The organism is Bacteroides sp. ZJ-18, from assembly GCF_011038705.2.
GTDB lineage: Bacteria > Bacteroidota > Bacteroidia > Bacteroidales > Bacteroidaceae > Bacteroides > Bacteroides hominis.
Window position 1 is genome coordinate 565,570 of record NZ_CP072198.1, and the last position, 14,952, is coordinate 580,521.

9 protein-coding genes, 2 tRNA genes and 1 pseudogene are annotated in these 14,952 nt (G+C 50.0%); 4 read left to right on the plus strand and 8 right to left on the minus strand.

What is annotated here, in order from left to right; genetic code table 11:
- The first annotated feature begins 127 nt into the window (after window positions 1-127).
- On the plus strand, window positions 128-1,972 hold the full coding sequence (locus G7Y45_RS02450) for a 4-hydroxy-3-methylbut-2-en-1-yl diphosphate synthase (protein WP_032530788.1): 1,845 nt from the start codon (window positions 128-130) through the stop codon (window positions 1,970-1,972).
- A gap of 100 nt (window positions 1,973-2,072) precedes the next feature.
- Here the strand turns inward: G7Y45_RS02450 and G7Y45_RS02455 are convergent, their stop codons facing one another.
- From G7Y45_RS02455 to G7Y45_RS02470, 4 genes and pseudogenes are all read right to left on the minus strand, one after another.
- Complete coding sequence (locus G7Y45_RS02455) at window positions 2,073-2,846, minus strand: prolyl oligopeptidase family serine peptidase (protein ID WP_165016448.1); 774 nt, start codon at window positions 2,844-2,846, stop codon at window positions 2,073-2,075.
- 12 nt (window positions 2,847-2,858) lie between these two features.
- A pseudogene (locus G7Y45_RS02460) lies at window positions 2,859-2,972 on the minus strand (fibronectin type III domain-containing protein); the annotation flags it as partial.
- 75 nt (window positions 2,973-3,047) lie between these two features.
- Window positions 3,048-4,733, minus strand: a complete 1,686-nt coding sequence (locus tag G7Y45_RS02465) for a S41 family peptidase (RefSeq protein WP_122296819.1) — start codon at window positions 4,731-4,733, stop codon at window positions 3,048-3,050.
- A 44-nt stretch (window positions 4,734-4,777) separates the two neighbouring features.
- Window positions 4,778-5,767 (minus strand): adenosine kinase, encoded by a 990-nt coding sequence (locus tag G7Y45_RS02470; RefSeq protein WP_005781950.1) that lies wholly within the window; start codon window positions 5,765-5,767, stop codon window positions 4,778-4,780.
- Window positions 5,768-5,849: 82 nt separating this feature from the next.
- On the opposite strand from G7Y45_RS02470, the gene G7Y45_RS02475 reads away from it, so the two are divergent.
- Window positions 5,850-5,923: transfer RNA gene (locus G7Y45_RS02475), tRNA-Asn, on the plus strand.
- 27 nt (window positions 5,924-5,950) lie between these two features.
- Window positions 5,951-6,024 (plus strand) — tRNA-Asn (locus tag G7Y45_RS02480).
- A gap of 129 nt (window positions 6,025-6,153) precedes the next feature.
- Here G7Y45_RS02480 and G7Y45_RS02485 read toward each other — a convergent pair.
- Both G7Y45_RS02485 and G7Y45_RS02490 read right to left on the minus strand, forming a co-directional pair.
- A complete protein-coding gene (locus G7Y45_RS02485; protein ID WP_165016451.1) occupies window positions 6,154-8,616 on the minus strand; it encodes a beta-L-arabinofuranosidase domain-containing protein in 2,463 nt (820 codons plus the stop codon).
- Between the two features lies 1 nt (window position 8,617).
- Window positions 8,618-11,368 (minus strand): DUF5695 domain-containing protein, encoded by a 2,751-nt coding sequence (locus G7Y45_RS02490; RefSeq protein ID WP_165016454.1) that lies wholly within the window; start codon window positions 11,366-11,368, stop codon window positions 8,618-8,620.
- Between the two features lie 75 nt (window positions 11,369-11,443).
- On the opposite strand from G7Y45_RS02490, the gene G7Y45_RS02495 reads away from it, so the two are divergent.
- Window positions 11,444-11,650, plus strand: a complete 207-nt coding sequence (locus G7Y45_RS02495) for a hypothetical protein (RefSeq protein WP_147399799.1) — start codon at window positions 11,444-11,446, stop codon at window positions 11,648-11,650.
- Here G7Y45_RS02495 and G7Y45_RS02500 read toward each other — a convergent pair.
- Both G7Y45_RS02500 and G7Y45_RS02505 read right to left on the minus strand, forming a co-directional pair.
- On the minus strand, window positions 11,636-12,943 hold the full coding sequence (locus G7Y45_RS02500; RefSeq protein WP_032541887.1) for a hypothetical protein: 1,308 nt from the start codon (window positions 12,941-12,943) through the stop codon (window positions 11,636-11,638). The two genes, G7Y45_RS02495 and G7Y45_RS02500, sit on opposite strands and share 15 nt — an antisense overlap.
- Window positions 12,944-12,961: 18 nt before the next feature.
- The gene (locus G7Y45_RS02505; protein ID WP_005811641.1) at window positions 12,962-14,941 is read right to left on the minus strand and encodes a RagB/SusD family nutrient uptake outer membrane protein; all 1,980 of its coding nucleotides are present in this window, start codon (window positions 14,939-14,941) and stop codon (window positions 12,962-12,964) included.
- Window positions 14,942-14,952: the final 11 nt, after the last annotated feature.

The following is a 14,952-nucleotide window of genomic DNA, read 5'->3' on the forward strand; positions in this document are numbered from 1 at the left end:
CAATATGGATAATCAATGGTTTAAATTCACTCAGTGTTACTCTGTGTCCTCTGTGGTGAGTTTCGACACTCCTCTCGTAAGCAGTAAATCGTCCGGTCGTAAAGCGACTCCAATTACATACAACAAAATGGATTTATTCAACTACTCCCGGCGGGAAACTTCGGAAGTAAACATCGGGGCTGCTCCGTTGGGAGGCTCCAACCCTATCCGAATCCAGTCGATGACCAATACCGCCACGCAGGACACCGAAGCTTGTGTGGCTCAGGCAAAGCGCATCGTAGATGCCGGCGGAGAGTACGTCCGCCTCACCACACAAGGGGTGAAAGAAGCCGAAAACCTGATGAACATCAACATCGGACTGCGCAGTGACGGATACATGGTTCCGCTTGTGGCCGATGTACACTTCAGCCCGAAGGTAGCCGACGTGGCAGCCCGATATGCGGAGAAAGTACGCATCAATCCGGGCAACTACGTAGACCCGGGACGCACGTTCAAGCAACTGGAATACACCGACGAGGAGTATGCCGCCGAACTGCAGAAGATACGCGACCGCTTCGTTCCCTTCCTCAATATCTGCAAAGAAAATCATACGGCCATACGCATCGGCGTGAACCACGGTTCACTGTCCGACCGCATCATGTCCCGCTATGGCGACACACCCGAAGGTATGGTAGAGTCGTGCATGGAATTCCTGCGCATCTGCGTGGACGAGAAGTTCACGGATGTCGTAATCTCGATCAAGGCCTCCAACACAGTGGTAATGGTGAAAACCGTACGCCTGCTGGTGGCCGTGATGGAACAGGAAGGCATGGCATTCCCGCTTCACCTGGGTGTGACGGAAGCTGGCGACGGAGAAGACGGACGCATCAAATCGGCCTTGGGCATCGGTGCTTTATTGTCCGACGGAATGGGCGACACCATCCGCGTCTCACTGAGTGAGGAGCCGGAAGCCGAAATTCCCGTGGCACGCAAACTGGTCGACTACATCGTTGGGAGACAGGATCACCCATACATCCCCGGCATGGAAGCACCGGACTTCGACTACCTCTCTCCGACGAGGCGCAAAACGCAACCGGTGCGGAACATTGGCGGCGACCATCTGCCGGTAGTGCTTGCCGACCGCATGGACGGACGGACGGAGACCAACCCGCAATTCACGCCGGATTATATCTACGCCGGACGTGAACTGCCCGAACAGCCGGAAAAAGGTATGCAATACATCCTCGACGCCGACGTGTGGAAAGGAGAACCGGACACGTGGCCCGCTTTCAATTATGCCCAACTGGAGCTGATGGAAACGTGCGCCGCCGGACTGAAGTTCTTCTTCATTCCTTATATGGCACTTACGGACGAGGTAGTGGCCTGCCTGAAACGACATCCCGAAGTAGTGGTGATCTCGCAAAGCAACCACCCGAACCGCGTAGGCGAACATCGTGCGCTGGCCCATCAACTGACGGTGGAAGGGTTGCAGAACCCAGTCATCTTCTTCCAGCACTACTCCGAAAATGCAGCCGAAGATCTGCAAATCAAGGCCGGTGCGGACATGGGAGCACTGATATTCGACGGTCTGTGTGACGGCATTTATCTCTTTAACCAAGGGGAACTGAGCCATGCGGTGATCGACGCTACCGCCTTCGGCATCCTGCAAGCGGGACGCATCCGCACCAGCAAGACGGAGTATATCTCTTGTCCGGGATGCGGACGGACACTGTTCAACCTGCAAAGTACGATTGCCCGTGTCAAAGCAGCCACCTCACACCTGAAGGGACTGAAAATAGGCATCATGGGATGTATCGTCAACGGACCCGGCGAGATGGCGGATGCCGACTATGGCTACGTGGGTGCCGGCCGTGGCAAGGTAAGCCTTTACAAACGGAAGGAGTGCATCGAGAAGAATATTCCCGAAGAAGAAGCCGTGGAAAAACTGATCGAACTGATTAAGGCAAACGGTGACTATGAAGAGAAGGCTTAATCCTGATCGTCTCCCAAAGAAGACAGTTAGTCCCGCCGACGAATAAGTAATCAACAGAAAGAAAGCACCACGGATTAAGAAAGGGTGAGTTCCTGGCACCTTACTTCTTTCGGCTGGCAAAGAGCCACTCCATGAATCCGGGATAGTTGAAAGCCGGATTCCAGCTGCCGTGATTGCAACCGGGAAACTCGACGTATTCCACCTCTGCTCCAAGTTTCTTCAACGCTTTATAAGCCTCGCGAGAGCCTTCTACCGGCACTACGTTATCGGCATCCCCATGGAAAATGCGGAAACAGACACTCACGGCATCGGCCAGGCGTCCGGGATTCACCGTGCCACAAATAGGGACGGCGGCGGCAAATGTATCCGGAAAGCGGATGGCAAGGTCGTACGTCGCCATGCCTCCCATAGAAAGACCCACTACGTAGACGCGGTCACGATCCACCGAAGGCAAATCGAGGTAAGTGTCCAGCAATTCTTTTACCGCACGCAAGATGGGAGTGATCTCCTGTCCCACAGGCATCTCCGAAGGAACGAACGAAGAAGGGCGGGAGGCGTATGCCCAGTAATCCTTCTCCGGACATTGAGGCACGAGGACAAATGCCGGATACTTCTCACGGTTCACGGGGTTGAGAAACATCTGTCCACCGTGTGTCAATTGTTTCTCGTTGTCGCTCCCCCGCTCGCCGGCACCGTGCAGAAAGAGCACCAAAGGATATCGCTGCCCCGGCTTTTCCGACTCCGGACGAAGCAAACGGTAGTTCAGCGAATCTCCCCGGGAGGAGATAAATACTTTTTTCTGATACGCCTCTTGCGAACGGGCACCCACGGTCAGCAGGAAGATACTGAGGAAGAAAAGAACAAACTGTTTCATGGCTATTCGGGATTATTCTACATATTGGGGTTCGGAGGGTAAAGATACACCATTTTCATTAAAGGCCTCCACGGCGAAATAATAATCCTGGTCGGTGGTCAGAGATTTCATCAGCAACTCGCTACCGTCGTTGAAGTGCACCCCAAAAGTTTTTTGTCTGACTTTTGGGGTGCACTTCATGTGATATAACAGCCCCATTTATTATTTCTTTACCGGAGCACTCAAAGTTTCTTTGTATTTGACCGGATCGGCCAATATCTTGAGAGCGGCTTGCAGCCCATCGTCATCCTTCAATTGCTGGATGATCCCTCCACGTGTATAGTAGTAACGCTTGATGATCTCATCGGCAATCATCGACTTGATGTCTTTTGAGAAGTAATCGAGATCGCGGTCCAGATTATGAGTCAGTTTCTTCTCCAGTGCCTTGATCTCCTCCGATGCTTCATCCAGATACCCTTCGAACTTGGCAGCTTCTTTCAGCGTCTTCATGATCTTTTCACTCTGCTGGTCATACTTGAAGTCGGCTTTCTTCACCATTGCCTTGAAGTCGTTATAGTCGGCATCGGTCACCTTGAACTCCTGCGGAGAAGGGATGGACGGATGCTTCAGGCAGTACTGCGTTGCATAATCGAAGATCAGGTTATCGCGCACCAGATAGAAGAGGATATTAGGCAACTTTTCCTGTTTCACTTCGATATCCGGCATCACACCTCCACCGTCGCGAACTTCACGTCCGGCTGCCGTATGGAACACGGTAGTCAGGCTGTCGGGGATGATACCTACACTGCCGTCCTCATTGCGGTGTTTATAGTCGATGGCCTGTACGCAACGTCCGCTGGGGATATAATACTTAGAAGTCGTGAGTTTCATCACACCTCCGTAAGGCAACGGACGGGTGGTCTGCACCAATCCCTTTCCAAACGTACGGCTTCCCACAATCACGGCACGGTCGAAATCTTGGAAAGCTCCCGAAAGGATTTCGGACGCGGAAGCAGTGCCTCCGTTTACCAATACGGTAATAGGAATATCAAGATCCAGCGGTTCACGCAATGTCTTATACGTATTGCTGGCCTGTTTGGTCTTTCCCTTGGTAGTCACGATCACTTTGCCGCGAGGCAAAAAGAAATTGGCAATCTCTACCGCTTCTTCCAGACGTCCGCCACCGTTTCCGCGCAGGTCAATCACCAATGAGGTGATGCCCTCTTTCTTTAGTCTCAGGAATGTCTTCTTAAAATCTTTGGAAGGAGTACCGGAGAAGGTGCTCAGATTGATATAACCTACATTCTTATTAAAGATAGTATCGTAAGGAATCATCGGAGTCTGGATGGTTTGACGTACAATATTAAACTCCAACGGCCGGGTGCCACCCTTTTCGTCCGGACGCTCTACCTTCAGCTTAAAGCTCGTACCTACTGCACCCCGGAGCATCTGGCTCACCTCTTGGTTGTTTTTTCCCGCCAGATCTTTTCCGTCTATCTCCATCAGGATATCGCCTGCCTTCAGTCCGATTTTAGCAGCAGGGGTTCCTTCAAAAGGCTCGGCTATCATCGAACGTTTCAGTTTCTGGTTGTACGTGATCAAAGATCCGATACCTCCGAACGAAGCGTTCAACATCTGTTGCAGTTCAGCCTGGTCGTCCTCCGGATAATATTCCGTATACGGATCGAGTGACGAGAGCATATAGTCGATCCCCTCACGAACCGTCTTATTCGGATCGAGCGTATCTACGTAAAACATATCGAGTTCTTTGACGATAGAATTAAAGGTATCCAGATTCTTAGCAATCTGGAAATTGCGGTCGTCACCGCTCTTGAAACTAAAGAATGCTACGACAACCAATGCGGCTACCAACAGGACACCATTTCGTCTATTCAGAAACTTTTTCATACACTTTTCGTTAAAATGAGACGTAAAAGTAACTCATTGCCTGCTTACTCTGACAGAACTTCGTTAATATTTAACTTTATTTCATCCCAACGCTCGCAAGGAATCGTGGTTCCAACTATCTGTATAACATTTCCGGAGAGAATTGAACCAATCTTTGCACATTTCTCTAAAGAATAGCCGCAAGTCAGCCCGTACAGAAATCCGGCAGCGAAATAATCACCTGCTCCCGTCGTATCAATCACTCTCTCTACAGGAATGGCCTCTACTTTGATCTCCTCCGTACCCTTACGGATGTAAGAACCATTTCCACCTACCTTTACAATGGCGATACTGCATTTCTTGCTGATCAGTTCAAGGGCTTCCTTCGGGTCTTCTTTACCAGTAAACGCCTTTGCCTCTTCTTCATTGGCGAAAACAATATCTACATACTTATTTATTAATAAAGAGAAGAACTCAAGATCGCCTGCCACGATATTATAACTTGCCATATCGAGGCAAACCTGCAAACCGGCTTCCTTTGCCAACTCAATGGCATGAAGAATCATATCGTGATCCTGCACCAGATATCCCTCTATAAGCAGATAAGCATAACCTTTGAACATATCCAGTGTCAGATCTTCGGCTCTCAGCGTAGAAGCAGCACCGAGATAAGTACCAAAAGTACGTTCTCCGTCCGGAGAAATAAAAGTAGAAGCGACTCCCGACGGCAGATCAGACGTTAATAATTTATCTTCGATGCCATTTTTTTGCAGATTCTCCCGAAAAAAGTTTCCGTAAGCGTCATTTCCGACTTTTCCGATGAAACCGGTTCCGGCACCCAGACAGGCGAGTCCAAGTATGGAATTTGCCGCTGCTCCACCAGTCGCCAAGTGGGTTTTCATCTGACTGAATTGTTCGTTAATCTGCTGTAACTTAGCATCATCAATAAGTTGCATGCTTCCCTTGGGTAATCCCATTTCATCAAGGAGTGTATCATCTTTCAGGGTTGCAAGTACGTCTACCAGGGCGTTGCCCAATCCAATTATTTTATCCATTTCACTATTTTTTTTTGCAAAGATATTGCATATTTCAAAATATCCTATTACTTTTGCATCGCAATTGAGAAAAACAAATCATTCTTCCTTAGCTCAGTCGGTTAGAGCATCTGACTGTTAATCAGAGGGTCCTTGGTTCAAGTCCAAGAGGAAGAGCAAAGTTCAAATTCTCAGTTGCTAAATTCTTCCTTAGCTCAGTCGGTTAGAGCATCTGACTGTTAATCAGAGGGTCCTTGGTTCAAGTCCAAGAGGAAGAGCAAACAAAGGTTCGTCATTACGGCGGACCTTTTTTGTTTTTACATTGTGAGAATACGGCATGTACTGATAGAGAAAGAGGATGTTGCCTCTGCTGTACAACACCCTCTTTCCTGCTGAAAAAAAAGAACCTACTCAAACCTTATCTCTGAAACACCTATTGATTTTCCTTTCTGAGGTTCTATAAGAATACGAACGGATTCCACTTCAACACTGCCTGAAGGATGTACTACGTTGAACCGATCGGTACCCACCTGATATGAGTCCGTCACATAAAGTTCAAGGGGATTCCATCCGGCATCCGACTTATACTCTACCGACCAACCGGACGGAACGGCTATTTTTTCCTGATCGTCCAGCCAATACATGGAAAGGGAATTCAGCAGAAAGGGTTCTTTGAAGTCTACCTGCACCCATTGTCTGCCCGAGCCGTCGGACATCCACCTTTCAGTCAGCTTGTCTGCGGAAGAATCAGATACTTTTCCGTCGCAAAGCGCACGTGTGGAAATATTCTTTCCGGCAGCCAGGGAGGATACGTTCACCGCTTTGATATTACGGAGATAAGCCATGGCTTGCTGGCCGATGCTGGCGGTGGAGGCCTCATCGTTCAACCAAACCAGCATCGTACGGTTGTCTCCCCGGTTGCACCAGGCGTAGTAAGGAACCATCGTGATCTCACGGGTGGTGATGCCTTCCACTTTTTTCTCCATACCCGGCAGGGTGATACTTTCCAATCCTTGCAGCACACCGGAGGATATATTGGCCACCTTTGCCTGTGATTCGTTAACATCGCCCAGATAGAGGCGTTGGACGGGGCCGGCATTATCCACTTCTTCGGCACAGTAGACTAATGGGCCGCGGGTTACGGCGGTCTTACCTATATTCTCACTGACTTCGGGGATGCAATCTACAAAACGCACCGGCATGGGGATGTTGAGTTCGACCACGTCACCCGGCTCCCAGTTACGCTTGACAACGGCAAATCCTTTCTCCATCCTGAAATCGGTTTTCTGTCCATTAACGCTCAGTTCAATTTCCGTGTGCCCCGGTTGTTTATAGGGGTAAAGTCCCCCCGGAACAAATTCTCCGGAGCGTGCCCACGTAGGGATACGCATGCAAACCGAGAATTTACTTGCCTTTTCGGGCTGCACCGTCACGCGCACTTTTCCATCGAACGGATAGGCAGAGGACTGCTCCAGTTTCACACGGGTTTCTTCCAGGGGAATTTCCGTTTGGCTGCCGCCATACAAGGTCAGGTAAACCCTGTCTTTGCTATAGGCATACATATAGCCCGGCACTTGCAGGATCAGACGTGAAATATTGGGAGGACAGCAGGCACACCCGAACCACTTGGCACGTCCGCCATTCCCATGATTAAAGCGTCTCACTCCGTCTGCCTCAAGAGGATTGACATAGAAAAAACGGTCGCCATGCAGGTTGATGCCCGCCAACGAGTTGTTAAAGAGTGAAAGCTCGGCTATATCGAGGAATTTAGCGTCTCCGCTGTCCAGGTACATACCATAATTGAAGAACACGTTGGCTACCGCCGCGCAGGTTTCATTATAGGCTGTCAGATTGGGGAGTTCATAAGGAGCCCCGAAGCCTTCCATCCCCTCTATGGCTCCAAGGCCGCCGGTGATATGCATACGGGTAGTGACCAGATTCGTCCAAATAGAATTAAGCGCACGGGTATAGTCATTCAGTCCGGTCAGGGCATCGACCTGTGCCATGGCTGTGTATAGATATGCCGCACGAACGGCATGCCCAACAGCTTCGGTCTGCTCTTTCACCGGCGCATGCTGCTGTGCGTAAGTCGGCGCCATTACTCCCTCACCTTCCGGACGGTAAGTGACTCCTCTGATCTCAAGGAACTTCTTTGCCATGTTGAGGTACAGTGTATCATTTGTCACCCGGTATAGCTTGCAGAGTGCCAGCTCGATCTCTTCGTGCCCCGGAGCCTGATTGACCGGTTTGCCGCCGTTATAATTGGGATCACCTCCTTCAAAGAACACCTTATTCACATGCTTGGCACTCTTTATGGCGACATTCAGCAGTTTATCCTTACCCGTAGCCTGATAATAGGCTACCGCTGCTTCGTACAGATGCCCCACATTATAAAGCTCATGGCTATGAACGACCCACGAATAGGGCTTCTCTCCCATCTCTCGGGGATCGGGATTACCACAAATATGCGAAATATATAAATATCCGTCCTCTTTCTGTGAAGCAGCAATCAGATCGGTCACTTCATCCATATACTCTTCCAGCTCCTTGTCCGGACGAATCATCAGTGAATAAGCCACTCCTTCCATCACTTTATAAAGATCGGAGCTTATAAAGCGGTGAGTCTCGGGAAGGGCTGTGGAGTCTCCTGCCAGAAAGGCGGCGCAACGCCGGAAACGCTCTACCGCCGGTGCGCTCTGCTCAACGGAGAAAGGTACCGTTACGTTGATTTCCGTCTGCATCCTTTCTTTCCAGAACCCATCGGTCAAAGTCACCTGATTAAAGGGAACGGGTGTTATTGTCTGCTGTCCCTCTTCCGAACAGGCTGTCGTAAGGAGAAACAGAAATAGCCCTGTTAGTACATGTTTCATTCTAATTTGTTTTTAAAAGTTTCACTTGGGTATGTTTGTCCGTAACGGGCACCTCTATATAATAAGGATGATGTGTATTACCCGCCTCAATGTGGAATGTCGTTATCATTTTGTGATCGGTCATGACAGTATATTTACCTTCCGGCATTCCTTCGGTCCGGATGGTTGTGTTGTGACGTTTGCCGGAACGGTTTTCGATGAAGAAGCTCAGTTCTTCGGCTGCCCCTTTGAGGGTGACGGGATGATCTTTCCGGAATCCGTCCTGCATCAATTCGATGGAGAAACGGACAGGAGTCATGATACGTATCTGTCGGCGTACTCCGTCAAGGGGAGTGATACTCACGGTTCCGTTCTTATCCGTCCGGACATTCGCTCCGTAGCCGATCAGCCCGAAGTCGGGATCATCCACCAGATAGACTCCCGAACCGTGGATGCCTCCGGTAAGCCCGTGGTCTATTTCACCATCAAACCGCCAGGGAGAACGCCCCACTTTGATATAGTTCATGTAAGTGCGTGAGTTCTGGTAGGGTGAGAAGGCCCAGCCGACAGCACCATCGTTCCGCTCTCCCTTATACCAATAGCCAAAGCCGGTCTCCTTCGTACCGGTGTTCATCAGTGCCCATGAAGCCAGTAAAGAGTTATATCCGTAATTGATGTATCTGTCCGGCCGGTCGGAGAACCGATAGGCATAATCGAGCAATGCCACACCTCCCATTTGGGTCATATAGTCGAGGTTTACGTATTGTCCGCTCCACGCTGTGCCCAGATTGGCATATCCCGGCTCAAACAATCCGCGCAGCGCAAGGTTCCCATCCAGCTGGTTCTGCATGAAACGGTCGATCATCGCAGTATCGAACGAAGTATACGAATACCACTTCTTGAGGTTCTTGTCGTACCAGAACTGCTCTTCCGGCTCGATAGGATTCAACTTCGCATACTCTGCCACGTAATAGGAAGACTCAAAGGCTGTACGGTCGACAAACATCTCGGAGCCAAAGGGCCAGGGATCTTCGTAAACCATATAAGTCACTTTTTTCTCCCATTCACGACGCAGCTTGGCCGCATCCTTCTCTCTCCCTTTCTGCTCAAGGGCACGGATGATGTCGAGCAGATAGCGCTCGTGAAAGTTGCCTTGTTTATAAGCCCAGTCCGTCCAGCCATGAAATGTCCATTGCTTGCCCATCAAAATGTTATAGGGCACTTCAAAATAGGCCATTGCCGTCCGGTAGGCGCGTTCCAGATAACCATCGGCATCAAGGTAGGAAACCATCTCGGGATTATCCTCCGCTATCCGGTAAAGGTTATAATAAATGGCAAAGTGAGTGGTATAGTCGAAGGTCCGCCACATGCGTCCCTTGCCCGAACCGCCATCTTCGTATCCACCATATTTCCCGCTACGGTTCTGATACCAGTTTTCGCTGCCGTAAATGCCGTACGGATAAGGATATTCCCGGTCTGTGCGTTGCAGCTTGCCCCATACGAAGTTTTCTTCGTAGTATTCCAGAGAGGCGATTTCTTCCCGGTCGGGATAGATGACATTCTTTTCACTCACATAGACCGGCTTGCTGTTGGACGGGTCGTCCGAACCACCCACCATGAACTCTTCCCGCAAGTCTCCCAGGTGGTCGGGCGAAAGCAACTCGGCTTTCTCCATATCCCAAAGGCTATAAAGCCCATTGTACCACTTGGAAGGGTCGCGATGCTGCTGCCGTCCGACAATGAAACGTGCCCGCTTTTTAATCAGGGTCTCCAGGGGTTCCGTCACAAAGAAGTCGAGGAAACAGACCCGATCTTCTCCGTAACGTACCGTTATCAGGTTCTCTCCCAAACGGGAGAAACGAAACTTATACAGATATGTATCTCCTGCCTTCTGTCCAAGGCTGGTGATCTGCATCTCCGCAGGATATTCCGCCGTCAATCCGGTAACGGGCAGCTTGGACCGCAAAGCGCAACAGACCTCCATCTCCGGAGTAACGACCATGCCGGGGGCAACCTTTACAACCACCCCTTGCTTATCATAAATTATCGTCTGTATCTCCTCGTGATTTCCGGCAAGCGTGAAGTTGAAACCGGTAACGTAGTGTCCGTAAGGCTGTACAGTCTTTGAGGTAGACGGCAATCTCCAGGTATCATCTGTACGGTCCACAGCATGGGTGGAATGCAGATAATATTTGCCGTCCGCTGTGGCATATTCAATCGAAGTTCCCTTCCGCATGGTCATCAGCAGGATGTCACCCTGCCCAGTCAGCGGAGTCCAGTAGAAAAAAGAAGCATTCCCGTTCAGAGAGAAGTGCCGGTTCAGATTCTGATGTGCCTGGATCGATTCGTCCAAAGCACCGACAGGCAAAGAGAACCACAGGTCCGTCACCGTCGCCGGATGGTGGCTGCGGTTGAAAAACTCAATCTCCCAATCCACCTCTTCACCCTTGATGGTGAAAGTCTGATAGAGGCGTACATCCGAAGGAAGCTGCCAGAATATCTGTATCTTATCGGAGGTGGCGGACAGAATCTGTGGGGAAATATCGGCCAGAGAGACTGCATAGCTTTTCCCCCTGACTTCGTAAGCCAGATTCAAATCGCCCAGATACTTCCCGTGGTCTATATAGTTGCGGACATTGTCCGCCCCCTGAAAGACGAGCGAGCTTACTCCCCTTTCGTCCAGACTGACTTTCATTTGGGGAGTTATACCCCGGAGAGAAGAAATATTCAGACAGAGAAAGAGTAAGGATGAAATATAATACTTAAGTTTCATAGGCACCATTCTTTAATTAATAAAGTAATCTACAGTAGTTGAGCATTGCTGTGCCTCATCCGTCACAGGAGGGCTGTGTGGCACTTTTTACCCGCAGGTACTTCGTCCGAGTATACGGCAGTACTTCGTCCGGGTATACGGCAGTACTTCGTCCGAGTATACGGTGGTACTTCGTCCGGGTATACGGCGGTACTTCGTCCGGGGCCCTGGTGGATAAACGCTGCCATGCAGATACTCAATCACTGTTTTACATTCGGCAGAGAAGCATCACGGCTGCACTGAAATTTTCACACTGCTAAGTGCTCTCTTATGACTGTAGTCATCCAGCGAATTACTCCGCTCTTCACTATAATCGATCCCCTTATAGTCTTTGTCACCCACATTGGTGGCAACGGCCGTAATGGTAAAATCGCCGGCTCCGGTGTAAATGTACTTATAAGTTTTCTGAATTCCTCCGGTAGTGTATACAGAACCCAGCGAAACACCCGTGTTCCAAGGTTCGTACTCGTCGGTCCCCATCTCTATGAAAGAGAGATAGACATCGCCCTGGAAACCCTTATACTTCGTATAGTCGGCTTCATGAACCGGAAGTCCGGTAGCAGGATCGAGTTCACATTCATACGCCTCCAATACTCCATCCCCATCCAGATCGTACTTATAAGGCGAATCGTCGGCTGCCGCAAAGGTGGAACGGCCGTTGACGTACATGTCCACCTGGCGGAGAATGATCTTTTCACCATGATCCAGGAAGGGTTGCAGGTATGTATCCCGATTGTACATATCGCCCAGTTTATAAAATCCTTCGGTAGGACGACGTGAAAGCGGATCGTTGGTCTGGAATGCGCCGTACGAACGCTCATCCTGCATCGTATAGTACTTGTATCCGGCACTATATCCGCCAAAGTCCTCCAACTGCTCGGTGTGCAGGCCGAAGTAAGCAGCCACCCACGCATCATTAGAATACTTACGAATCGCACGGTCGGCATCACACGCCACAAAGCGGCTTTCGATAATCGTATTACCCGGCTGGTTGGCCAGTCCGCCAAAGATGTGGATATCCGGTTTCATCCGTATGCCCGAAGGGATACGCCGGTCGGTCACCGTAAACTTCAGCTGATTGGTCCCTATGTAGCTCATCTCCATCAAAGCCTCCGGAAAGTCCCCTTTCTTGTAGGGGACCAACTGGATATTGTCAATGGCACCGAAGAACTCAAAATCCTTCTTCACCTCTTCGATGGACTGATAGTCCTTAAAGTATTTATAAAACAGGGTCTTTTCTCCATTTTTGGCATAAGAAACCCGGTAACACTCTTCATAGAAGCTGTCCCAATCGTGCTCCATAATGGCTTTAACGCGCGAACGTTCGAACTTCTTGCCTTCATCACCTGTAAAAAGCGTCAGGTACTGGGCATCGGTATTGATGGTCACCGTCACCTCTTCGCCTACTTTCGGATTCTGGGGTGATACGGAGATGCTGACAGACGGTGTCTCTACGTCTGCACCAAATTTCTCGCAGGAAACCAGCGAAGTGGCTGCCACAGCAAGCAGCCCTATAATCAGTTTATTTGTTTTCATATCCATTCGTATTTAGTATTAGAAATATCCCGGATTCTGTTTCATCTCTGGGAAGAACGATAACTCGGTAAACGGTATCGGCATCAGCACCCGGTATACCTTCTCTTCGTTGAAAAGATGCCAGAGGTACTCTCCACGCGCCGGATCACCAAACGGATCAAAGAACTGCAGAGGATCACGATAACGGCAGATATCTGCCAAGTCGACCATCGACACATCCGGGAAACGGGCTACATCGAGCCACCCGCAATCATCCTCGGCTGCCAGTTCGCGCAGACGTTCATACATCAGCTCCTTCAATGCATTGGCCGGACTGATATTCGTAGGAATCATCATAACCGAACCCGGCTGGTAAGTATAAGGAGCATCTCCCTGAGAGACAAACATATCTTTGATGGAACCCTGATGGCAAGCACGGTCACGGATGATGTTCATCGTTTTCACTCCTTCCGAAGCATGACCCTGCATAATCTGGGCTTCTGCTTTCAGTAAGTAAACCTCAGCCAGACGTAAAACAGGATAGTCCACACCACCGTAATTGATATCAAAAGTAGAGCTCAGCTCACTCGGATTCAGGTTACGGAACTTACCCAACTGCCACCAGTTACAGTTCCAGAGGTTGGGCTTGTTCTGCCCGTTCGTCTCGTTCTTCCACCAAGCCCGTTCGTGACTCTCGAGAGCCACGTCCATGACTTTAAGCTGCTCTTCGGTATAATCGTTTACTTTACCCGGTTCGATGTAGAACTCAGGGCCCAGTTCACGTCCGGCAGGTTCGAATACCCACAAGCCGACCGGAGCACCGCCACTGTTAGGACCGGTCACCCAGCCTTTCACCGAACTCCACATGCGACGGGTAACATCTCCCGTTATGGAGTATTTCCCGGTACGGTCATAAAGATTCTGCAAATCATAAGGAGTTGTTCCCGGTTTCGGACTCTCGGCATTGAAGCGGTCCACCTGTCCGTAATCCATACACACGTCCTTGAAACTGTAGTTATGTTCCCACATCGGTATGTCATATAACAGCGTCAGCCACGAGGTCAGGTTTCTTCCGCCGGTAGCACCGTACTTGCCTTCACCGGCAAAGCCCATCGGTATCTTGTTTCCGGTGCCCACCCCTTCTTCTGCCAGCACGCTGAACATAATCTCATTGTTGCGTTTGGTAAATACAGCGGGGAAGTACTCTTCCAGCTCATAAGTTCCGTATATACCGGCAATAATATCGTCACACAACTTCACGGCATCGGCATATAACGTCGTTTTATCCACATCGCCAGCCGTCGTTTCATTGATCTTATCCCCATACATTTCCGCACGGCGGATATAAGAAGCATGGAATATCTTCATCTTTGCCAACATACCTGCCACGGCTCCCTTCGTCACACGGCCGTAAGCAATGCCCGAACGGTTATCCAGACACTTATCCAGTGCATAAGCCATCTCGTCATAAAGAAACTTGAACATCTCCTGCCGGGTTGCCCGTGGCACATAAGCCGGTTTCGGTCCGGTAGGCTCTGTGACCAAGGGTACACCACCGTAATAGCGGTACAAAGTAAAGTAAGCATAAGCCCGGAGGAAACGCACCTCGCCCATCAGCATCTCGGTAGCCGATCCGGTGATGGTGGCCTTGTCCAATGCAGAATGTCCGGCGTTCTCGTCAATCACTCCTTTGTTAGCTTCCAGTCTTTCAAGTATCAGGTTCGCCTGCGCGATATATGAATAATGCTTTGACCATAAGTTCAGCACACTACCCGAGGTAGATGTCAGGTCGAACGGACCTTCATTCATCAGCGAAGGCATCATAAACCGGTCACTGGTCATAATTCCATCGTTCACATGCCCGGCATTGGCATAGAGTATAGCAACATTACGCAAAGCAGCGTCATATGAGGTATAGAAAGTCTCAGACGGAAGTTCTGTTTTCGGTAACTGGTCGAAATACCCCTCACACGACACTAAGGCGCAAGAGGTTAAAAGGGCTAATAATATTTTCTTCATGGCAGTACCTG

Bases quoted from the DNA above. Each gene is read 5' to 3' on its own strand.
- G7Y45_RS02500 (WP_032541887.1), bottom strand. From the start codon at position 12,943: ATGAAAACAAATAAACTGATTATAGGGCTGCTTGCTGTGGCAGCCACT.
- G7Y45_RS02455 (WP_165016448.1), bottom strand. From the start codon at position 2,846: ATGAAACAGTTTGTTCTTTTCTTCCTCAGTATCTTCCTGCTGACCGTG.
- G7Y45_RS02505 (WP_005811641.1), bottom strand. From the start codon at position 14,941: ATGAAGAAAATATTATTAGCCCTTTTAACCTCTTGCGCCTTAGTGTCG.
- G7Y45_RS02470 (WP_005781950.1), bottom strand. From the start codon at position 5,767: ATGGATAAAATAATTGGATTGGGCAACGCCCTGGTAGACGTACTTGCA.
- G7Y45_RS02485 (WP_165016451.1), bottom strand. From the start codon at position 8,616: ATGAAACATGTACTAACAGGGCTATTTCTGTTTCTCCTTACGACAGCC.
- G7Y45_RS02450 (WP_032530788.1), top strand. From the start codon at position 128: ATGGATTTATTCAACTACTCCCGGCGGGAAACTTCGGAAGTAAACATC.
- G7Y45_RS02465 (WP_122296819.1), bottom strand. From the start codon at position 4,733: ATGAAAAAGTTTCTGAATAGACGAAATGGTGTCCTGTTGGTAGCCGCA.
- G7Y45_RS02490 (WP_165016454.1), bottom strand. From the start codon at position 11,368: ATGAAACTTAAGTATTATATTTCATCCTTACTCTTTCTCTGTCTGAAT.